Below are 20,766 nucleotides of genomic sequence, written 5' to 3'. Positions count from 1 at the left end.
CGATGTCACATTCGTCACTCCTGCCACACCGTACCCGCCGAGTCAGCTCGCTCGGAGGGTGCACGGATAGAATCGCCCGGTGCTGGCCGTCAGACGAGGGATCCTGGCCGTCGCGGCGTCGGTCGTGGCGGCATCCCTGCTCGTTCTCACCGCCTGCACCGGTCCGCCTGCTCCGGCAGCACGCAGTCAATCCTCGTCGCCAGCTCGACCCACCGCGCTCGAGCAGCGGGTGGCTGCGGAGCTGGCGGGGATGACGCTCGAACAACGCATCGCCTCGATGCTCATGCTCCATGTTCCGGGTACCGACGCCGGCACGCTCAGGGCGTTCGTCGAACAGTATGAACCGGGCGGATTCATCCTCATGGGCGACAACGTCCCGGGCCTCGCAGGGCTCCCGGCAGTGACGAGCGCGCTCAGCCCTGATCCATCACTACCCCTGCTGATCGGCATCGATCAGGAGGGCGGCGAGGTCCAGCGTATCGACGAGGACGTCTTCGCCGCTGCCGACACCTTGAAGCACGAACCGCCGGTAGCGACCCAAACGGCCTTCGCGGGTCGCGCAGCCATGTTGGCCGCAGCCGGCTGCTCCGTCAACTTCGGGATCGTCGCCGACGAGACCGCCGACCCCTCCTCGTTCATCTACGAACGCGCACTCGGGACGACGCCCGCAGATGCTGCCGAGCGCGTCGCGGCCGCCGTGACCGGTGAACGGGGCGCGGTGCTGAGCACACTCAAGCACTTCCCTGGCCACGGGCAGGCACCTGGCGACTCGCACTCGACCGTGCCGACCACCGCGATCAGCGCCGAGGAATGGGCGGCGAGCGATGCGCTGCCGTTCGCCGCCGGGATCGCCGCCGGCGCAGAGGTCGTCATGTTCGGGCACCTTGTCTATTCAGCCGTCGACCAGTCGCCGGCCACGCTCTCCGCGGCATGGCATGAACGACTGCGAGACGACCTCGGCTTCACCGGTATCACCATCACCGACGACATGCTGATGTTGCAGCACACCGGTCTGCCGGAGTATCAGGACCCGTCCGAGAACGCGATCCGGGCGGTGTTGGCCGGCAACTCCATGCTGCTGTACGTCCTCGGAACAGACCCTTCGTCCACAGGCGTCGATCCGGCAGTCCTCGTCGCGGACATCGCGGCGGCAGTGCGCTCCGGGCGCATTCCGGAAGGCCTCATCGCGGAGCAGGCGGAGCATCTCCTCCGGGTACGGGCTGCCCTGCCCGCCATGGCTCCGTTGTCCCGCTGAACTCGATGCGAGAATTTCTCGTCGACCCGGGAATAGGATCCATCTCCTTGCGTTTGCATAGAAGTGGCGCGAGTGCGTCACCCCGACGCAAGGAGTACCGCATGACCGACACCCTGACGATTCCCGGCTACAAGGTTGGCACCTGGGAGATCGACCCCACGCACAGCGAGGTCGCCTTCAGCATCCGCCACATCATGGTCTCGAAGGTCAAGGGCAAGTTCGAGCGCTTCAACGCGACGTTCGTGACGCCGGAGAACCCCCTCGAAGCGACGGTCACGGCCTCCGCCGAGGTCGCTTCGATCAACACCAACCAGGCCGACCGCGACGGTCACCTGCGCACCGGTGACTTCTTCGACGCCGAGTCCTTCCCGACCATCGACTTCCGTTCGACCGGCGCTCGCGTCAAGGGCGACGACTACCTCGTCGACGGTGAACTGACGATCAAGGGCGTGACGAAGCCCGTCACCTTCACGGTCGAGTTCGGCGGCTTCGCCACCGACCCGTACGGCAACTACAAGTTCGGCGCGACTGCGACGGCGAAGGTCAACCGTGAAGACTTCGGTCTCACCTACAACGCCGCTCTCGAGACCGGTGGTGTGCTGCTCGGCAACGACGTGACCATCACGCTCGAGCTGCAGGCCGCTCACCAGGGCTAGTCCCGAGCACGCGATGGGCCGGTGGAGCACTGCTCCACCGGCCCATCGTGGTTCCAGTGACTCCCTCGTCAGGTCGTCTCGCCGACGATCTCCTCGCGAACACGCCGCAGATCCTCCATCAGCGAACCGATGAGGATCCAATGTTCCGGATGCGGACGGAAGATGACCAGGGGAGCCGTGAGCGCGGGGATCTCCGCCGTCGTCGGTTCCGGCTCGCCCGGTGCAGGCGGGTTGGTCACGAGGAGGCGCAGATCATGGGCCGCGCGGCCCAGCTCGACGGCGATGTCGGCCACGGTCGGCTCTTCGTGCAGGGTCGGGTCGTCGTGATCGTGCACGGAACGAGCCATGCCGAGCGTGCGGGTGACGACCGGCTCCAGACGCCGCAGCAGCACCCGTTGCCGTTCCAGCTCGTCACGGTGCTTCGATCGCCGGGGGTTCAGGAGCAGACTGTCGTCCCCTTGTTTGACGGCGGCGATTGCCGCTTCCCGGAGTGGTTTGAGCGCTCGCGCCTCGTTGAGCAGCGACTCGAGGTCCGTATCGGTGTTCGCACGCGACAGCGCGGTCGCGAGGTGCTCCAGAGCATCCGCGCAGCTGAGCGCAAGCGACGTCACCGCCGCTCGTGCCGGGGCGAGCAGTACCGGCGCGACGAGGACGACGTTGACGAGCAGACCGATGCCCGCGCCGAGAACCGTCTCGATGATGCGGGCGAGCGCGTAGTCCGGAGTGGCGGCGCCGATGGACAGGACGAGCATCGCGCTGATCGGGATCTGGTTCGCCGACCCCGGACCGAGACGGAGTACCCAACCCAGCAGGATCGCCAGCACGATCGCGAGCAGGACGATCCAGGCCGAGTGACCGAAGACGATGCCGATGATCGTCGCGAGGACCACGCCGGTGATGACGCCGAAGCTGCGCTCGAGTGCTTTGCCGAAGGACTGGTTGACGCTCGGCTGTACGACGAGGATCGCTGCGATGGCAGCGAACACCGGAAGCTGCCCCGGGATGATCGTGATCGCGATGACCCACGCCGCGATGGCGGCGATCGCCGTCTTCAGCACCTGGACGAGGGGGAGTCTCGATCGGATCCTGAGTGTGGGCACGACGGACATGTGGGCGTCGATCAGAGCTTGCCGTGGAGCTGGTCGAGCAGCTCGGCGCCATTGCCGGCATACACCCAGGCTGCGCCCTCATGTTCGGCGCCGAGTTTGGAGCGGCCTCCGGCGAGGACCGCCTCGCCGGGGGACAGCTGACGGATCGCCACCGCGGCGACGCGATCGGGGTGACGCTCCTCGAATCCCCGGTAGAGGGATTCGTCGTGTTGGCCGTCGTCACCGACGAGCAACCACCGCAGCCGCGGGAAGTCCTCGGCGAACCGGTCGAGGTTGTTCCGCTTGTGCTCGCGTCCGCTGCGGAAGAGCCGGTCGTGGGTCGGGCCCCAGTCGGTGAGCAGCAGCGCGCCTGCCGGGTAGAGGTTGCGCGAGAGGAAGCGGGTGAGGGTCGGGGCCACGTTCCAGGCGCCGGTGGAGAGGTAGATGACCGGTGAGCCGGGGTGGTCTCGCGCGGTGCGCTCGAGGAACACGGCCATTCCCGGCACAGGGGTCCTGGCGTGTTCGTCGAGGACGAAGGTGTTCCAGGCGGCGACCAGCGGGCGCGGCAACGCGGTGACCATGACGGTGTCGTCGATGTCGGAGACGATGCCGAAGTCGATGTCGTCGCCGACGATGAAGACGGGTGCCTCGACGGGCTCGCTGCTCTCGGAACTCAGGCGGATGGTGTGCCAGCCGGGGGAGAGCTGGACCTCGACGACGGCGTCAACCACGCCACCGCGATCGCCGGTGACCGTGTGGCGGTGGCCGTCGACGTCGACGTCGACTTCGACCGTCGGATCGGCGATGCTCAACGCGAAGAAGCTCCGCCATCCGCGGGCCTTCTGCTGCGGCTTCGCGAGCGTCCGGTCGGGCTCTGCGAGCACGACTCTGGCGAGGACGCGGATCCAGGTCGTCGATCCGTACCCCGTGAACGGAATGACCGCGGCCTCGCGTCCGCGTCGGCGGGCGCGCCGTTGCCGGCGCAGTTGCACGGCATCCTCCATGCGGGCGGCGAAGTGACGGATCTGCAAGGCGGCGTCAGAGGACGGCGTTGAACGATCGTCGGGTGCCTTCACACGTCCAGTCTGTCATGCCGACGCGAGAGGGCAGGCGTCGTTCTCAATCCTGCTGCGCCGCAGCGTCGGGCGTCTCGCCGTCGGTCGACGACGTCATGTGACGCTCCTCGTTCCGCTGCAGGAGGCGTTTCACGAGGAGGACGGCGACGCCGAAGAGCACGATGATCCCGACGAACACGTATCCCGCCCAATGCAGGCTGTCCGAGAGTTCGCGGTAGCTTCCCGCGGCGAGCGCACCCACCGAGACATAGGCGGACGACCAGATGACGCACGCGGGGAGCGTCCAGGAGATGAAGCGCCGATAGCTCATCGCACTCATACCGACGGTCAGCGGGATGAGCGAATGGAGTACCGGGAGGAAGCGGGAGATGAAGACGGCGAACCCGCCGCGACGCGCGAGGTAGCGCTCCGCGCGCGACCAGTGCTGCTCGCCGATCCGTCGGCCCAGGCGGCTCGCGCGGATGCGAGGGCCGAACCAGCGGCCGAGTGCGAATCCGATGGATTCACCGATCAGCGCTCCGATGATCACCGCGACGATCATCGAGATCCATTCGACCGGACCGACGACTGCAGTGCTCGCCACGATCACGACGGTGTCACCCGGGACGACGAGGCCGATGAGGACCGAGGTCTCGAGCATGATGCCGACGCCCGCGAGGACGGTCCGGGTCACGGGGTCGACGCTCTGCACCAGATCGAGGAGCCAGCCGAGGACGTCGTTCACGGCTGCGAGCCTAGTCGGCGTGGCCCCGCGTCGGCTTGGAACCTCCGGGGAGAAGTATCGTGACCTGTGGTCTGACCACAGCCCGTTTCTGGTGTACCATGGGTCTCGACGACACGGATCGAAGCCACGGGGATGACCACCCCGATCGGGCCGCACCGATCGCCTTCCGCCCCTGGATGCCGCGAATATGGAGTGTTCATCGTGAACGATCTTCTTGACCCGCTACTGCTCTCTCGTTGGCAGTTCGGCCTCACCACCGTCTACCACTTCATCTTCGTGCCGCTCACCATCGGCATGGCGGTCACGGTGGCGGGCTTCCAGACCGCCTGGGTGCGCACCGGCAAGCTGCACTACCTGCAGCTCACGCGGTTCTTCGGCAAGATCTTCCTCATCAACTTCGCCATGGGCGTCGTGACGGGGATCGTGCAGGAATTCCAGTTCGGCATGAACTGGTCCACCTACTCGCGCTTCGTCGGGGACGTCTTCGGTGCACCACTGGCGCTCGAAGGTCTGCTCGCGTTCTTCCTGGAAGCCACGTTCATCGGCCTGTGGATCTTCGGTTGGGACAAACTCGCCCCGAAGCTCCACCTCGCCACCATCTGGATCGTCGCCCTCGGCACCGTGCTCTCGGCTTACTTCATCATCGCCGCCAACGCCTTCATGCAGAACCCCGTCGCCTTCAGGATCAACGAGGAGCGCGGCCGAGCCGAGCTGACGAACATCTGGGAGCTGCTCACGAACAAGGTGGCCCTCGCAGCGTTCCCGCACACGATCCTCGCGTGCTTCATGGTCTCCGCAGCGGTCATCATCACGGCAGCCGCCTGGCACCTCGCTCGTGGTCAGCACGTCGAAGCCATGCGCCCGGCGCTCAAGGTCGGTGCGTGGAGCATGCTCATCTCCGGCGGCGCCACGATGCTCGCCGGCGACCAGCTCAGCCTCGCGATGGTCGAGACCCAGCCCATGAAGATGGCGGCAGCCGAAGCGATGTACAACACCGCATCGGGTGCGGACGCGTCGTTCTCGATCTTCACGCTCGGCACACCCGACGGCGTCCACGAACTGTTCTCCATCCGCATCCCCTACCTCCTGTCATTCCTCTCGACGCACACCTTCGACGGCACCGTCGAGGGCATCAACGACCTGCAGGCTCAGTACACGCAGCTGTACGGCCCGGGCGACTACTCACCCGTGATCTGGGTCACCTACTGGGCGTTCCGCTGGATGATCGGTCTCGGCCTCGCATCGATGCTCGTCGCGGCCGCCGGTTTGTGGTTCACCCGGAAGGGGCGCGAGCCGAAGCGCTGGATGTGGCGCGTGGCCGTCTGGGCCGTGCCGATGCCGTTCCTCGCCATGACGATGGGATGGGTCTTCACCGAGATGGGCCGCCAGCCGTGGATCGTCTTCAGCCTGCTGAAGACCGAGGACGCGGTCTCACCGAACACCACAGGGCTCGACGTCCTGATCTCCCTGGTCGCATTCACGGTCGTCTACGGCGCCCTGCTCGTCGTCGAGTTCGGGCTCCTCAAGAAGACCATCAAGGCGGGTCCCGATCCCATCGAGATGTCGCCGCCGGACGACGACGGTGTGCAGAAGCCCGCCGCCCCAGCCACCACGGTCTACTAGGAGCCCATCATGGACCTCACCATCCTCTGGTTCTGGATCATCGCCGCGCTCTTCGTCGGCTACTTCGTCCTCGACGGCTTCGACTTCGGCGTGGGCATGACGATCCCCTTCCTCGGCCGCGACGAGACCGACCGCCGCATGCTCATCAACACCATCGGGCCGGTCTGGGACCTCAACGAGACCTGGCTGATCGTCGCGGGTGCCAGCCTGTTCGCGGCGTTCCCGGAGTGGTACGCGACCCTGTTCAGCGGGTTCTACCTCCCGCTGTTGCTCATCCTGCTGGCTCTGATCATCCGAGGGGTGTCGTTCGAATACCGGCACCAGCGTCCGGAAGCCTCCTGGAAGCGGCGCTTCGACCTCATGATCATCGTCGGATCCGCCGTCCCCGCCTTCCTCTGGGGCGTCGCCTTCGCGAACATCATCCAGGGGGTGCCGCTCGACGCGGGCCACAACTTCACGGGGACGCTGTTCACGCTCCTCAACCCGTACGGAATCCTCGGCGGCCTCACCACGCTCGTGCTGTTCTTCACCCACGGTGCGGTGTTCGCCTCCCTGAAGACCGAAGGGGACATCAGGGAACGGGCACGACGGCTGGCGAGCCGGGCCGGGCTCGTCGCGATCATCGTCGCAGCGACCTTCCTCGTCTGGACGGTCGTTGCGCACTTCTCGGTCCCGGTGCTGATCCTCGCCGCAATCGCTGCCCTCTCGCTCATCAGCTCCTGGTTCGCGAACAGCCGCGGTCTCGAAGGACGCGCGTTCGCGCTCATGGCGGTGACAGTCGCGGCTGCTGTTCTGACCCTGTTCACCGCGCTGTTCCCGGCGGTCATGCCGGCGAGCAACGACCCGGCGAACAGCCTGACGATCGCGAACGCATCCTCCACGGAGTACACGTTGACCGTCATGTCCTGGACGGCACTGATCTTCCTGCCGCTCATCCTCGCCTATCAGGGATGGACCTACTGGGTGTTCCGCAAGCGCATCACGCGGAAGCACATCGAAGCCGCCGCGCACTAACCTGTCAACGTGCGCCCCCTCGATCCTCGACTGCTCCGCTATGCCAGCGGAGCCCGGGCGGTCCTCGCCCTCGGCGGGGTCATCGCACTCGTCCAGACGGGCTGCACGCTGGGCTTCGCCTGGTTCGTCTCGCTGCTCGTCTCGCGCTCCATCGCGGGGGACCCGCTCGCGGAACTCCTGCCGATACTCTGGCCGCTGCTCGGCATCGTCGTGCTGCGGGCAGCGATGGTGCTCGCGTCCGACTCGGTCAACGCGCGTGGCTCGGCGATCGTCCGCAGCCAATTGCGACAGGCTCTGGTCGGGGCGTTCGAGACGCTCGGTCCGGGTTGGGTCTCGCGCCGGAGCACCGCCCGCCTGACGACCGTCGCCGGGCGCGGTCTCGACTCCCTCGACGCCTACTTCGGCCGGTATGTGCCGCAGCTCATCCTCACGGCCGTCGCGATGCCGATCATCACGCTCGTGATCTTCCTGCAGGACCCGCTGAGTGGGATCACCGTCCTGGTGACGCTGCCGCTCATCCCGATCTTCATGGTGCTGATCGGGATCGCGACGCAGTCGGTGCAGCGGAAACAGTGGGACACCCTCGCCCACCTCTCGAGAGGCTTCCTCGAACTCGTGGCGGGGATGTCGACGCTCAAGCTCTTCGGGCGTCAACATCGGCAGGTGCGCCGCATCCGCGCGGTCACCGAGGACTACCGCAACGAGACGATGAAGGTGTTGCGGTTCTCCTTCCTGAGCGGCTTCGCACTCGAGCTGCTGTCGAGCCTCGCCGTCGCGATCGTGGCGGTCGGCATCGGGCTGCGACTCCTCGACGGGTCACTACTGCTCGGCACTGGGCTCTTCGTGCTGATCCTCGCTCCTGAGGCGTTCCTTCCGCTCCGGAACGTCGGCGCGAACTACCACGCTGCCGCTGAGGGTGTGACGGCGGCGGAGGAGGTGTTCGAGATCCTCGACGAAGCGAAGACGGCTTCACCGGTCGCGAAACCGGGAGGCCCACAGGCCGATCGTACGAGCGGGTCGTCGCGCGAGAAACCATCCGTCGCGGGCGTCGTGCTCGAGGGCTTCGGCGTCGCGTACGACGAGCACCGCGTGATCGCGGGGCTGGACACCGCCTTCCGCGCGGGATCCATCACCGCGGTGGTCGGTGCGAGCGGTGCCGGAAAGACCAGTCTCGCCTCGGCGATGCTCGGATTCGTCCCGTCGAGCGGTGCGATCCTCCACGACGGCGTGGCGGTCGAAGCAGGCCCGGGGGAGCGACGCTGGCTCGCATGGGCGGGGCAGCGACCACTGCTGGTGGCTGGGACGATCAGTAGCAACGTCGCCCTCGGCGACGAATCGCCCGATGCCGGACAGATCGAGGCCGTACTGGACGTGGTCGGACTCGCCGCGCTCTCGCTGGGCCATCCCATCGGTGCGGTCGGCGACGGCGTGAGCGGCGGACAAGCGCAGCGTATCGCGATCGCGCGGGCGCTCTACCGACTCAGGACGGCTCCTGCCGACGCAGGGACGCCGGTCCTCCTGCTCGACGAGCCGAGCTCAGCCCTCGACACCGCGTCGGAGGCGCTGGTCATCCGCGCTCTCCGCCAAGCCGCTTCGTCCGGCGCTGCGGTCATCGTCATCACGCACCGCCCACAGATCGTGGAACGGGCGGACGCCGTGCTCCGGCTCGAGACGGCACCGGCGGACGCGACACGGGATGGCGTGGTTCTGCATGGATAGCCGGGTCAGGGAGATCATCGGTCTCGCGCAGCCGCCGATGCGGCGCTTCATGCCCGGGCTGCTCGCGGGGATCATGTCGGCGGGAGCGGCTGTCGCGCTGCTCGCTTCCAGCGCGTTCCTCATCACGAAGGCTGCAGAGCAGCCGTCGATCGTGGAACTCGGCGTCGCCGTCGTCGGTGTCCGGGCGTTCGCGCTCGCTCGCGCCTCATTCCGGTACCTCGAGCGGCTGCTGAGCCACGACGCGGCGTTCAGACAACTCGGCGAGCTCAGGGCCGGCATGATCGAGCGCGTGATCCCCGTGGCGCCGGACGGCCTCCAGACGACTGGCCGAGGGGACCTCCTGTCCCGGCTCGTGACGGATGTCGACGAGCTGCAGAACGTGCCGCTCCGCGTCGTCCAACCGCTCGTGGTGTCGGTGATCATCGCCGCAGGCTCAGTCTTCCTCACCGCGTTGCTCCTCCCGGCCGCCGGTATCGCACTCGGTATCTGTCTGGTCCTCGCCTTCCTCGTCTCCTGGTTCCTCGTGAGCCGGGTCGCCGCGCGAGCGGAACGAGCGCTCGCGCCGATGCGCGGCACCCTCACCGAAGCAGTGCTCGAACTCGTCACGGGATTGGACGTCCTGACGGCGTACGGTGCGGTCACCGCTGCTCGGCAGAGGATCGAGCGTGCCGACGTCTCCCTGACCAGGGCGATGGTTCGCAGAGCCGCCGGTGCTGGCGTCGCCGGAGCGGTGCTGTCCCTCGCCGCAGGGGTCGCGGTCGTCGCCGCACTCTGGGCTGGCCTGCCGGCGCTCGGCTCGATCGGTGGCCCGGCCCTCACGGTGATCGTGCTCGTGCCGATGGCCGTGTTCGAGGTGTGCGGGATGGTTCCTCTCGCCTTCGGCGCCTGGCGCGAGGCTGTCGCGAGCGCCGAACGCGTCGCCCGCGCGATCCCTACCGAGCGCCCGTCCGAGATCCCAGACGACGCGGCGGGCGACGACCGCGTGCCGAGCATGCACGGCGTCCTCATCGAGGTCGAGAGTCTGTCCGCCCGCTGGCCGGGCGACGCACGGCCGGCCTTGGCCCCGATCAGTTTCCGGCTCGGCGCCGGGGACCGTCTGCTCGTCGAGGGCGACAGCGGGGCAGGGAAGACGACGCTCGCACACGCACTCGTGCGCTTCCTCGAGTACGACGGCACCTACCGTCTCGGAGGGGTCGAAGCGCGCGAGCTCCGTCCGGACGTGGTCCGCGACCTCGTCGGGCTCGTCGAGCAGCGTCCGTTCCTGTTCGATGCGGACATCCGTCAGAACCTCCTCTTCGCCCGGGAGACGGCAGACGATGCCGAGCTCGAAGCGGTGATCGACCGGGTCGGTCTGACCTCCTGGCTCGCCGAGCGCGGTGGGCTCGATCGTCCGGTGGGGGAGCACGGTGCTCTCGTGTCGGGCGGACAGGCGCAGCGGATCGCGCTTGCCCGCGCCCTGCTGCGCAAGGTCCCCGTCCTCGTGCTGGACGAACCGACCGCCAACGTCGACCCCGATCGTGCGGCGGCCCTGCTCGAGGACCTGCTCGGCCTCGCGGGCGCGGACGACCGCGCGGTGATCGTCATCTCGCACACGCCGGTTCCAGCCGATCTGGTGACGGGTCGTCTTCGCATCACGGCGCCGATGTCCACCGTCTCGGGCCCATGAACCGGATTGCTGGGGGACGAGAGCTGGTGCTCGCAGGGTGGCATGATCCGGAGGAGGTGTTCCTTCGGCTCTTCGCAACGGAACCGTGGGCGGTGTGGCTGGATTCCGGCCAGTCCGCCACGACCGGCACGAGCATGCTCGGTGCCGGGACGGAACGGCTGGTGGCGCATGTGCCGAACGGAACCGTCGAGCACGTCCGCGAGGATCTGTCCGTGGCGGTCCTCCCCGGCTCGATCCTCGACGCGCTGCGCTTCGTCCGCTCCGGACACAGCGACGATTGGGTGGGCTGGCTCGGCTATGAGTACGGAGCGACACTCGTCGGCGCGCCGGTGGCGCCAGGGAGCCTGCCCGACGCAGTCCTCCTGCGGGTGACCGATCGAGTGGTCTTCGACCACGGCACACGGACGGTGACCCTCTCCTCGGGCGATCCCGACTGGATCCGCTGGGCGTCGGCTCGGCTCGCCGAGGAGCGGGAGCCGCGCCTGCTCGCTCCGCGACGCGGTGTCGAGTGCACACCTCGACACACCGATTCCGACTATGTCCGACTCGTCGAGCGGTGCCAGGAGCACATCACGCGTGGCGACGCGTACCAGCTGTGCCTGACGAACCAGCTCCGGGTCGACGGTGTCCACGACGCGCTGTCCACCTATCGGCGTCTCCGTGCAGCCAGCCCGAGCCACCACGGCGGGTTCCTGCGACTCGGTGACGTCAGTCTGGTGAGTTCATCACCCGAACAGTTCCTCGAGGTCACAGTCGAGGGGACGGTGCGGACGAAACCGATCAAGGGGACCCGTCCGCGCGGGCTCGATCGTGAAGACGATGCCCGCTTGCGTGCCGAGTTGCTCGCCAGCGAGAAGGAGCGCGCGGAGAACCTCATGATCGTCGACCTCATGCGCAACGACCTCGCGCGGGTGTCCGTCCTCGGATCCGTGGCCGTCACCGCGCTGCACCGGGTGGAGAGCTATCCGCAGGTCCACCAGCTCGTCAGCACCGTGGAAGGACGGCTGCGCCCCGGGTCGGACGGTCTGGACGTCATCGAGGCCTGCTTCCCGGCCGGTTCGATGACCGGCGCACCCAAGCGACGGGCGATGGACATCCTGTACGAGTTGGAAGGGGGCCCGCGCGGTCCGTACGCCGGTGCCTTCGGTGTGCTCAGAGCGGACGGCTCGGTCGATCTCGCCATGGTCATCCGAACCATCGTCATCGATTCGACCGGCGCCTCGATCGGCGCGGGCGGCGGCATCACCGCGATGTCCGTGCCCGAGGAGGAGCTGGAGGAGGCGTGGACGAAGGCGGCAGCCCCGCTCGCAGCTCTCGGCGTCGGTCGCCCCGACCAGGAATCCCGGTAGGCTTGGCCGTTGGACGGAGTGCCGTCGAGCACTCCAGCCCGTCCATCCTCCCGGCCAGCGCCGTGCGAGCAGCCCACGGGCGTCCACCCCCGCACCTGCAGTGATTGAGAGTGACGTGTCAGACGAGCGCAACCCCGACGAACGCCGCGACGGCGAGCGGTACGACTTCCAGGCGATCCAGGAGAAGTGGCTTCCCGTCTGGGACGAGCTGAAGCCGTTCGCGACGGACGACCCTGCCGACAAGCGTCCGCGCAAATACGTGCTCGACATGTTCCCGTACCCGTCCGGCGACCTCCACATGGGGCATGCGGAGGCATTCGGCTTCGGCGACATCGTCGCTCGGTACTGGCGCCACCAGGGGTTCAACGTCCTGCACCCGATCGGCTGGGACTCCTTCGGACTCCCCGCCGAGAACGCCGCCATCCAGCGCGGTGTCGACCCCCGCGAGTGGACCTACGCGAACATCGCCCAGCAGAAGGCGAGCTTCCGTCAGTACGGCCCCTCGTTCGACTGGGACCGTGAACTCCACACGAGCGACCCCGAGTACTACCGCTGGAACCAGTGGTTGTTCCTGCAGCTGTTCGAGAAGGGGCTCGCGTACCGCAAGGCGAGCCCGGTGAACTGGTGCCCGAACGACCAGACCGTGCTCGCGAACGAGCAGGTCGTCGACGGCCACTGTGAGCGGTGCGGCGCCGAGGTCACGAAGAAGAAGCTGACGCAGTGGTACTTCCGCATCACCGACTACGCTGACCGCCTGATCGATGATCTCAACCAGCTCGAGGGCACCTGGCCGACCAAGGTCCTCAGCATGCAGCGCAACTGGATCGGACGATCCTCCGGTGCGGACGTCTCGTTCAGCATCGAGGGTCGCGACGAGGTCGTCTCGGTGTACACCACGCGCCCCGACACCCTGTACGGCGTCACCTTCATGGTGGTCGCGCCCGACTCCGAGCTCGCGGCAGAACTCGTCGCCGACGGCTCCGATGAGGTGCGCGGCCGGTTCCAGGCCTATCTCGACTCGGTGAAGGGCGAGAGCGAGATCGCACGACTCGCGACCGATCGGGAGAAGACCGGGGTCTTCCTCGAGCGGTACGCGGTCAACCCGCTGAACGGTGAGCGTCTGCCGATCTGGGCTGCCGACTACGTGTTGGCCGACTACGGTCACGGCGCGATCATGGCCGTTCCGGCACACGACCAGCGCGACCTCGACTTCGCACGCGCGTTCGACCTGCCCGTCCGGGTCGTCGTCGACACGACGCAGCCCGTGACCGGAGCCATCCCGATCATCGTGGACGGTGAACTCCCGGACGACCTCCCGTCGATCGATCCAGCGAAGACCGGCGTCGCGCTCACCGGCGAGGGCCGACTGACGAACTCCGGTCCGTTCGACGGCCTGAGCAAATCCAACGCGATCGCCAAGGTCACCGCGGCGCTCGCGTCGAGTGGTCTCGGCGAGAAGACGAAGAACTACCGTCTGCGCGACTGGCTCATCTCCCGCCAGCGCTACTGGGGTACCCCGATTCCGATCATCCACTGCGATGTCTGCGGTGAAGTCCCCGTGCCCGAAGATCAGCTGCCCGTGCGGCTGCCAGACGCCGCCGGCCTCGATCTGCGTCCGAAGGGTATGAGCCCCCTCGCCGCCGCCGAGGACTGGATCAATGTCGCCTGCCCGAGGTGCGGTATCCCCGCCAAGCGTGACTCCGACACGATGGACACCTTCGTCGACAGCTCGTGGTACTTCCTGCGGTTCCTGAACCCGACCTCCGATGAGATCGCGTTCGACCCGAAGGAGGCGGACAAGTGGGCGCCGGTCGACCAGTACGTCGGCGGTGTGGAACACGCGATCCTGCACCTGCTGTACTCGCGCTTCATCACCAAGGTCCTCTTCGATCTCGGCAAGGTCGGCTTCACGGAGCCGTTCAGCGCCCTCCTCAACCAGGGGATGGTCATCCTCGACGGCTCCAAGATGAGCAAGAGCAAGGGCAACCTCGTCGAGTTCGCCCAGGAGCTGCGCTCGTACGGTGCCGACGCGCTCCGGGTCACGATGGCGTTCGCCGGGCCACCGGAGGACGACATCGACTGGAACGATGTCTCGCCGGCCGGTTCGGCGAAGTTCCTGGCCCGTGCGTGGCGCATCGCGCACGACGTCACCTCCTCGCCTGACATCGCTTGGAAGAACGGCGACGAGAAGCTCCGTAAGGCCACGCACCACTTCCTGGCCGAGGCTCCCGGTCTGATCGAGGCCGGCAAGTTCAACGTCGTCGTCGCTCGTCTGATGGAACTCGTCAACGCGACGCGTAAGGTGATCGACAGCGGCGCCGGAGCGGGGGATGCGGCGGTCCGTGAGTCCGCCGAGGTCACCGCGATGGCACTCGACCTGTTCGCGCCGTTCACCGCGGAGGACATGTGGGCGAAGCTCGGGTATGAGCCCTCCATCTCCCTCGTGCCGTGGCGGAAGGCCGACCGCTCGCTCCTCGTCGAGGATGAGGTGACCGCGGTCGTGCAGGTCGACGGCAAGGTGCGCGACCGACTCGAGGTGTCTCCGAAGATCTCCAGCGAGGAACTCGAGAAGCTCGCTCGCGCGAGCGCCGCCGTGCTGCGATCTGTGGGAGACCGCGAGATCGTGAACGTCGTCGTCCGTGCGCCGCGGGTGGTGAGCATCTCCACGAAGGGCTGACGCCGTTCGGGGCGGGCAGACGCGCGCCCCGAACGTCCTCCACAGGCCGCCATCCTGATCATCACGACGGACGGGCGCGCCTGATTCGTTGGCTCGGAACGACGACGCCATACCGTTCGAGCATGAGCCTCGATCACGAACCAGCAGACGGTGCCGCGAGATCCACGTCGTCCATCACATCCCGAGTCGGGCGGCGGCTGCCGCGGTCGCAGTTCCGGGCCGGGGCGGTGGTCGTCCTCGTGATCTCCGCGATGGTCGTCGCGGTCCTCGTCTCCCTGTCCGGTTCGGGCGGGACGGTGCAGACGATCGGCGGCACCGAACTGGTCGGCGAGGATGGCCCGCTCGAGCCTGCCGCGCCGGACGACGAGGGGCCGACAACTGCTCCGCGGTCCACATCCGCGGGCAACGAACTGTACATCCACGTGCTGGGTGCGGTGGCTGCACCCGGCCTCTATCGAGTCCCCGACGGCTCGAGAGCCTTCGATGCGATCGCGGCGGCGGGTGGGATGTCACCCGACGCCGATCCGGCCGGCGTGAACCTTGCACGATTCGTGAGTGATGGCGAGCAATTGTTCGTGCCGCTCACCGGTGAGCCGGTCGCTGGCGCGGATGCCAGCGGTTCGCCCGGACAAGCGGCCGACGGCGCACAACTCGTGAACCTGAACACGGCGACAGCTGCCGAGCTGGCGTCGCTGCCGAGGATCGGGGAGGCGCTCGCCGCGCGCATCATCGCCTGGCGCGACGCGAACGGACGATTCACCGCTGTCGACGATCTGAGCGCGGTCGAGGGGATCGGCGCGAAGACACTCGACGGGCTTCGCGACTCGGCGACGGTGTGAGGGATCAGACGCGGCCCGACCCCGGGTCCGCGCCCGACCTCACGACGCCGGCGTCACCGGTGTTCCCGCGGCTGCTCGTCCCCGCAGCCTGCGCGTGGATCGGGGGAGCGCTCTGCATCGGTACACCGAGCACGGCGCCGCTCGTCGCTGTGCTCACCTTCGCGCTGGCCGCCCTGAGCGTCGGATGGGTGCTGGTCGTGCGGCGCGGAGCAACCGGTGCGATGGCCAGCGGCCATACGCCGATCCTGCTGGGTGCCTGCTGTCTCGCAGCGGTCGGGCTCGTCGCCGCATCGGTCTCCACACACGCGCCGGGTCGTCAACCTTTCGAGCTCCGAGCGCAGGACGGTTCCACGCTCATCGCCGAGCTCGTCGTCACCGCCGACGGACTCCGCTCGGGGTCGGGGAGCAGCGAGCCCTCCATGCGGTTCTCAGCGGACCTGGTGGCTTCGACCGAGGGCGCACACCGCCGCGACGGGTTCGCCGTCCCGATCATGGTGTTCGCGCCGACCATCGACGACCGCGTCCCTCGGATCGGCGAACACTGGGTGGTGAGCGGGTCCCTGCGTTGGAACGAACCTGCCGATGCCCGAGCGGCGCTGATGTTCGCGTCGGTATCGGCGGAACGCGTGGCCGGGCCTCCGGACCTGATCGCGTGGGCGGGCGCCCTCCGTGCAGGGCTTGTCGCCGTGGCGGAGCGCCTGCCTGGTGCGGGCGGTGAGCTGCTTCCCGGCCTGGCCATCGGCGACGTCAGCCGCGTCGGGGAGACGATCGGAACGGCCATGCAGCTGAGTTCCCTCTCCCACCTGACGGCGGTGTCCGGAGCGAACTGCGCACTGATCGTCTGGCTGGTCACCGCAGCGGCGACGCGGCTCGGTGCGGGACGTGTCCTGCGTCTCGTCTTAGCGCTTGCCGCTCTGGCCGCGTTCGTGGTGATCGTCACACCGCAGCCGAGTGTCCAGCGTGCGGCGCTCATGGCGACGTTGGTCCTGGTCATGGGCGGCTTCGGACGGCCGGCCAGAGGGCTCGCGGCGTTGTCGATCGCGGTCATCGTGCTCCTGGTCACAGACCCGTGGCTCGCCGGGCAGTACGGGTTCGGTCTCTCGGTGCTCGCAACGGCGGGCCTCCTGCTGCTGAGCCGACCGCTCACCGACGTGCTGTCGCGCTGGATACCTCGTCGTCTCGCGATCCTGATCGCGGTGCCGACGGCAGCTCAGCTCGCTTGCCAGCCCATGCTCGTCCTGCTCGACCCCGCGATCCAGCTCGCGGGCGTTCCGGCCAACCTGCTTGCCGGGCCCGCCGCGGCGCCGGCGACGCTCCTCGGTCTCGTCGCCTGTCTGGTCGCCCTCGTCTCGACGCCGATCGCGATCGGGGTCGCATGGCTCGGGTGGCTTCCGGCGACGTGGATCGCCGCGGTCGCGCAGTCGTTCGCGTCCGCGTCGGCAGCGCGTCTCCCGTGGCCAGAGGGGCCGCCCGGGGTCGCGCTGCTGGCCATCCCGACCGTGGCGATCGCGACCCTCCTGCTCTTCCGACAGGACTTGCCGCGAGTGGTGTCCCGCGCGCTCGGCATCGGTCTGCTGCTGTTCGCGGTGATCGTCGGCGCCGGCTCGGTCGGCGCGGTCCTCGGGACGGCGTTGCATCGCCCGAACGACTGGGTCGTGGCGGCCTGCGACGTCGGACAGGGTGATGCGGTGCTCGTCCGAGGCGGTGGAGCCGTCGCCCTGGTCGACGTCGGCCCGGACCCTGCACCGCTGCGCGCCTGTCTCGACGACCTCGGGATCCGTCGTATCGACCTCCTCGTGCTGTCCCACTACGACGCCGATCACGTCGGCGGGCTCGAGGCGGTCCTCGGCGATGTCGTCGACGTGCTGGTCGGCCCGTTCGACGATCCCACGGACGAGCGGATCGTCCGAGCGCTGCAGGAGACGGGTGCGGTTGTGTATGCCGCCGCGGCAGGGGACGAAGGTGTATCGGGAGACGCAGCGGATGGTCTCCGGTGGCGCGTGCTGTGGCCGGACCCGGCAGCCGGCCGCGTCGCGCCGGGGAACGACGCCAGCGTCGTGGTGCGGTTCGAACTCCCCGAGGCGGCTGTGCTGCTCCTCGGCGATCTCGGTGAGGAGGCCCAGGACCGTCTGCTCGCTCGCCACCGGATCGGAAGTGCCGTGGACATCGTCAAGGTGTCGCATCACGGCTCTGCAGATCAGAGCGAGCGCCTGGCGCGCCGTATCGGCGCGACGGTTGCGGTGGTGTCCGTCGGCGCCGACAACGGGTACGGACACCCGACGCGTTCGGCGCTCGAGCTGTACGAGTCGACCGGAGGAAGCGTGGTCCGAACGGACCAGTTGGGTACGATCCTGATCGCGCCGAGTGGAGATGATGGATTCCGTGTCTGGTCGCCGCGTTCGCCCGCTGCGCCCGACGTCGACGTCGGTGCGCGCCGGTAGATGTACTGCCCGGGGACGTTGGTTGAGTTGTGACGACTCGCTGTAGTCGTTGAGAGATGAAGAGGACCTCCTGCGTTGGAGTGGAGCTGCTCAGGTTCGTTCCGAACGAGGAAATCTTCGATGTCGCACGCTAGTGCTGCTCTGATGCCACGCCAACGATTGCGCATCGCGCGTCTGATCGTTGATGAGGGTTGGCCGGTGCGTCACGCGGCCGTCTTTGAGCTTCTTCGCTCGGAGCGCCTCTCTCAAGCGCCACCTCAACGCCGTCCGATGAACAACAATCTTCCAGAGCGACGGGCCGCAGTTGGACTCACGCAAGAGGCTCGCGCGACGGCCACCGGACTATCGCGCCAGACGGTCATCTCGACTGCACACGGCCGCTTCGACCCAAGTCTCTCCCTCGCGTTTCGACTTGCAGCGATCCGCGCACGTATCCACAAGGTATTTCAACGTGACCTGCAATCGCCGTGAAAAGAGGGTGCGGCGAATGTGATGAGAGAGCGGGGCCAGCCCCCGCCAGGCCCGTGGCAGTGACGGTGGCCCAGCTCTCGGCGCCACCGCCACCGCCTCCGCGCCGTCGCGATCAGCGTGCTCTCAGCTCCGCTGGCTGCACGTGATCGCTCCCTTCAACGGCACTGGCCAGTGCGGGACGGCTGAGCAGCGCCAGAACGAGCATCACGGCAGGAATGACCAGGTCGTAGAGGAGGACGCCGCCCGTGTTGCCGGGGGCCCAGTTCCCGTGTGCGAACGACTGGTAGAGGTGGCCAATCGTGGCGCCCCACAGGAACATGCCGGCCATCAGCGCGATGGTGATCCGTTCACGTCGACCGGCGTGGATGGCCCGGAAGCCGCCGATCGCGAGCCCCAGGTTGGCGAACGCGATCTCGGTCACGAACGGTGTCTCCTGGAACCCGATCGCCGTGGTCATCACGCCTGGGATGAGGAGGAACGACACAGTCATCCAGGCGCTGCCGCAGCCGAGGGCCGCGGCAGCCCACCAACGTTGCCAGACCTCCAGTCGCGTGAGCATTGTTGACCGCGACGAGTGGATGCTCGCCCCGATGACGGCGATCAGCAGCCACAGGGCCGGTACGGACGTTTGGAAGATGAACATTGAAGTGGACATGCACGCAGTCTTGCACGCGCAACATTGCGCGCGCAACACTGTGTATGCTTCTTCCATGGATGACGGACTGGCTGACCTACTGCACCGAATCGTCGCGATCCTCGGGGACCTCGCGCGCGACCGGATGGCTGCCGATCAACCGCAGCTGACGTACACCCAACTGCGGTTCATCGGGACGCTCGAGGAGGCGCCGGGTACCACGCAGCACCGCCTCGCCGAGTCCCTTGGTCTCTCGGATGCGGCGGCGTCGCGCGCGCTGCGCGGGCTCCAGGAAGCCGGCTACGTCGAGATCGTGACGGATCCGGCGCACGCACGGCGGCGGCTGGTGTCCGCGACGCAGGCTGGCAAGGACGTGTTCCATGCCACCGGTGTCTCCATGGCCACCGAACTGCGGGACTGGCTCATCCGGCAGGACTTCCCGTACGAGCGTTACCTCTCCGACTCGCAGCACCTCGCCGCACTGCTGAGCTCAGATCGGCGGTCTTCGCCGGGCGTGAAGGGGCGCACGGTGCTGGAGTCTCCCGCATGAGGACGGGGCCTGACGGCGCTGAGAAGCGGTCGAGACCTCACCCTGCATCGCCGAGTGGCGTACCCGCGAAGCGCTCGAGGAGCACTGCGAAATCCTCCCGTTCGGAGCTTGTCCAGCCCTCGATGTGACGCGCGACTGCCACATCGAGGCGCCGACGCGTTTCCTGGACCGCGAGCGCACCCTCGACCGTGAGTGTCAGCAGCGCCTGCCGCCGGTCGCCTTCACCGGCGGTCGAAGTGATGAGTCCAGTGTCGATCAGCCTGGCCGCGCGCCTGCTGACGACGGACCTGTCCAAGCCGAGCAGTGGCGCGAGCGTCGCGGCCGAGACCGGTCCGTTCGCTCGCTCAAGGGCGCTGAGCACGGGGTACGTTGCCTCTGAGAGCCCGTCGGCGACGTCAACCGTGAGCTCTCGGTGCAGGTCCTTGCGAAAGCTCCGATTGAGGATGAGACCGAGGGAAGCCGCTATCGAGGGTGCAGGTTGCATGCCTCGAGCATACTTGTGCGGTTTGCACGGAAAGCGCTACTCTCAGATCTGTGCAGATAGCACAGAATGGAACGTGACCATGGCAAGCATCGCTGCAGCATTGAACGACCTCATCAACAACCGCGAAATCTCCGTCGAAGAGGCGATCGCGCGTCACTTCTCCGACGACTATCGGCAACGAACCGATGGCGTTTGGAGCGACCGAGCCAGCTTCGCGGAACATATCGCGCATCTCCGTCACATCGTCGATCATGCAGAACTGAGGGTGCTCGACGAGATCGAGCGCGACCACGCCTACTCGGACCGTCACGAAGCACGCATCACGAAGACCGACGGGGCAGCGGTCGTGCAGGAGGTGTACCTCTTCGGTGCCCTCGCCGCAGACGGTCGCTTCTCCGAGGTGCACGAAGTCACGCACATGATCAGTGGAACCGAAGCGGATCGCGGCATCGGAAGGGCACGTTACTGAGAGCGGCGAGGCCGCTGAAGTCGGCGCTTGG

17 protein-coding genes are annotated in these 20,766 nt (G+C 67.6%); 12 read left to right on the top strand and 5 right to left on the bottom strand.

The window, feature by feature from the left end:
• Positions 1–79: 79 nt before the first annotated feature.
• Together ABMA10_RS12780 and ABMA10_RS12775 are read left to right on the top strand one after the other, a co-directional pair.
• Positions 80–1,255: a glycoside hydrolase family 3 N-terminal domain-containing protein gene (locus tag ABMA10_RS12780; protein ID WP_347869099.1), complete on the top strand. Its 1,176-nt coding sequence runs from the start codon at positions 80–82 to the stop codon at positions 1,253–1,255.
• Between the two features lie 101 nt (positions 1,256–1,356).
• The gene (locus ABMA10_RS12775) at positions 1,357–1,911 is read left to right on the top strand and encodes a YceI family protein (protein ID WP_347869100.1); all 555 of its coding nucleotides are present in this window, start codon (positions 1,357–1,359) and stop codon (positions 1,909–1,911) included.
• A gap of 68 nt (positions 1,912–1,979) precedes the next feature.
• Here the strand turns inward: ABMA10_RS12775 and ABMA10_RS12770 are convergent, their stop codons facing one another.
• From ABMA10_RS12770 to ABMA10_RS12760, 3 genes are all read right to left on the bottom strand, one after another.
• Complete coding sequence (locus ABMA10_RS12770) at positions 1,980–3,020, bottom strand: FUSC family protein (RefSeq protein ID WP_347869101.1); 1,041 nt, start codon at positions 3,018–3,020, stop codon at positions 1,980–1,982.
• A gap of 11 nt (positions 3,021–3,031) precedes the next feature.
• Entirely contained in the window at positions 3,032–4,003 is a 972-nt protein-coding gene (locus ABMA10_RS12765; RefSeq protein WP_347869178.1) for an App1 family protein, read from the bottom strand.
• Between the two features lie 115 nt (positions 4,004–4,118).
• Positions 4,119–4,799 carry a DedA family protein gene (locus tag ABMA10_RS12760; protein WP_347869102.1) on the bottom strand — a complete coding sequence of 227 codons (681 nt, stop codon included), beginning with the start codon at positions 4,797–4,799 and terminating at the stop codon, positions 4,119–4,121.
• A gap of 201 nt (positions 4,800–5,000) precedes the next feature.
• Here ABMA10_RS12760 and ABMA10_RS12755 point away from each other — a divergent pair, with 201 nt between their 5' ends.
• The 8 genes from ABMA10_RS12755 to ABMA10_RS12720 all read left to right on the top strand — a co-directional run bounded on the left by ABMA10_RS12755 (position 5,001) and on the right by ABMA10_RS12720 (position 18,127).
• Complete coding sequence (locus ABMA10_RS12755; RefSeq protein ID WP_347869103.1) at positions 5,001–6,422, top strand: cytochrome ubiquinol oxidase subunit I; 1,422 nt, start codon at positions 5,001–5,003, stop codon at positions 6,420–6,422.
• A gap of 9 nt (positions 6,423–6,431) precedes the next feature.
• The gene (cydB, locus tag ABMA10_RS12750; protein ID WP_347869104.1) at positions 6,432–7,436 is read left to right on the top strand and encodes a cytochrome d ubiquinol oxidase subunit II; all 1,005 of its coding nucleotides are present in this window, start codon (positions 6,432–6,434) and stop codon (positions 7,434–7,436) included.
• A 9-nt stretch (positions 7,437–7,445) separates the two neighbouring features.
• The gene (gene cydD / locus ABMA10_RS12745; RefSeq protein WP_347869105.1) at positions 7,446–9,155 is read left to right on the top strand and encodes a thiol reductant ABC exporter subunit CydD; all 1,710 of its coding nucleotides are present in this window, start codon (positions 7,446–7,448) and stop codon (positions 9,153–9,155) included.
• A complete protein-coding gene (cydC, locus tag ABMA10_RS12740) occupies positions 9,148–10,821 on the top strand; it encodes a thiol reductant ABC exporter subunit CydC (protein WP_347869106.1) in 1,674 nt (557 codons plus the stop codon). The genes cydD and cydC overlap by 8 nt, the downstream gene beginning before the upstream one ends.
• Positions 10,818–12,170, top strand: coding sequence for an anthranilate synthase component I family protein (locus ABMA10_RS12735; protein ID WP_347869107.1), 1,353 nt, complete (start codon positions 10,818–10,820; stop codon positions 12,168–12,170). Before cydC ends, ABMA10_RS12735 begins: the two co-directional genes overlap by 4 nt.
• Positions 12,171–12,285: 115 nt before the next feature.
• Entirely contained in the window at positions 12,286–14,847 is a 2,562-nt protein-coding gene (gene leuS / locus ABMA10_RS12730; RefSeq protein WP_347869108.1) for a leucine--tRNA ligase, read from the top strand.
• 122 nt (positions 14,848–14,969) lie between these two features.
• Entirely contained in the window at positions 14,970–15,686 is a 717-nt protein-coding gene (locus tag ABMA10_RS12725) for a helix-hairpin-helix domain-containing protein (protein ID WP_347869109.1), read from the top strand.
• The gene (locus ABMA10_RS12720) at positions 15,683–18,127 is read left to right on the top strand and encodes a ComEC/Rec2 family competence protein (RefSeq protein WP_347869110.1); all 2,445 of its coding nucleotides are present in this window, start codon (positions 15,683–15,685) and stop codon (positions 18,125–18,127) included. Before ABMA10_RS12725 ends, ABMA10_RS12720 begins: the two co-directional genes overlap by 4 nt.
• Before the next feature lie 583 nt (positions 18,128–18,710).
• Here ABMA10_RS12720 and ABMA10_RS12715 read toward each other — a convergent pair.
• Entirely contained in the window at positions 18,711–19,253 is a 543-nt protein-coding gene (locus ABMA10_RS12715; protein ID WP_347869111.1) for a DUF6790 family protein, read from the bottom strand.
• A gap of 55 nt (positions 19,254–19,308) precedes the next feature.
• Between ABMA10_RS12715 and ABMA10_RS12710 the strand changes: the two genes are divergently transcribed.
• Positions 19,309–19,782 (top strand): MarR family winged helix-turn-helix transcriptional regulator, encoded by a 474-nt coding sequence (locus ABMA10_RS12710; protein ID WP_431030602.1) that lies wholly within the window; start codon positions 19,309–19,311, stop codon positions 19,780–19,782.
• A gap of 37 nt (positions 19,783–19,819) precedes the next feature.
• Here the strand turns inward: ABMA10_RS12710 and ABMA10_RS12705 are convergent, their stop codons facing one another.
• Positions 19,820–20,266, bottom strand: a complete 447-nt coding sequence (locus ABMA10_RS12705) for a MarR family winged helix-turn-helix transcriptional regulator (protein ID WP_347869113.1) — start codon at positions 20,264–20,266, stop codon at positions 19,820–19,822.
• Between the two features lie 79 nt (positions 20,267–20,345).
• On the opposite strand from ABMA10_RS12705, the gene ABMA10_RS12700 reads away from it, so the two are divergent.
• Positions 20,346–20,735: a hypothetical protein gene (locus ABMA10_RS12700; RefSeq protein ID WP_347869114.1), complete on the top strand. Its 390-nt coding sequence runs from the start codon at positions 20,346–20,348 to the stop codon at positions 20,733–20,735.
• The last annotated feature ends 31 nt before the right edge of the window (positions 20,736–20,766 follow it).

The organism is Plantibacter sp. RU18 (assembly GCF_050613355.1).
Classification (GTDB): Bacteria; Actinomycetota; Actinomycetes; order Actinomycetales; family Microbacteriaceae; genus Plantibacter.
The sequence above is the reverse complement of the archived record's forward strand: the minus strand, read 5'-3'. Positions and strand labels throughout refer to the sequence as shown.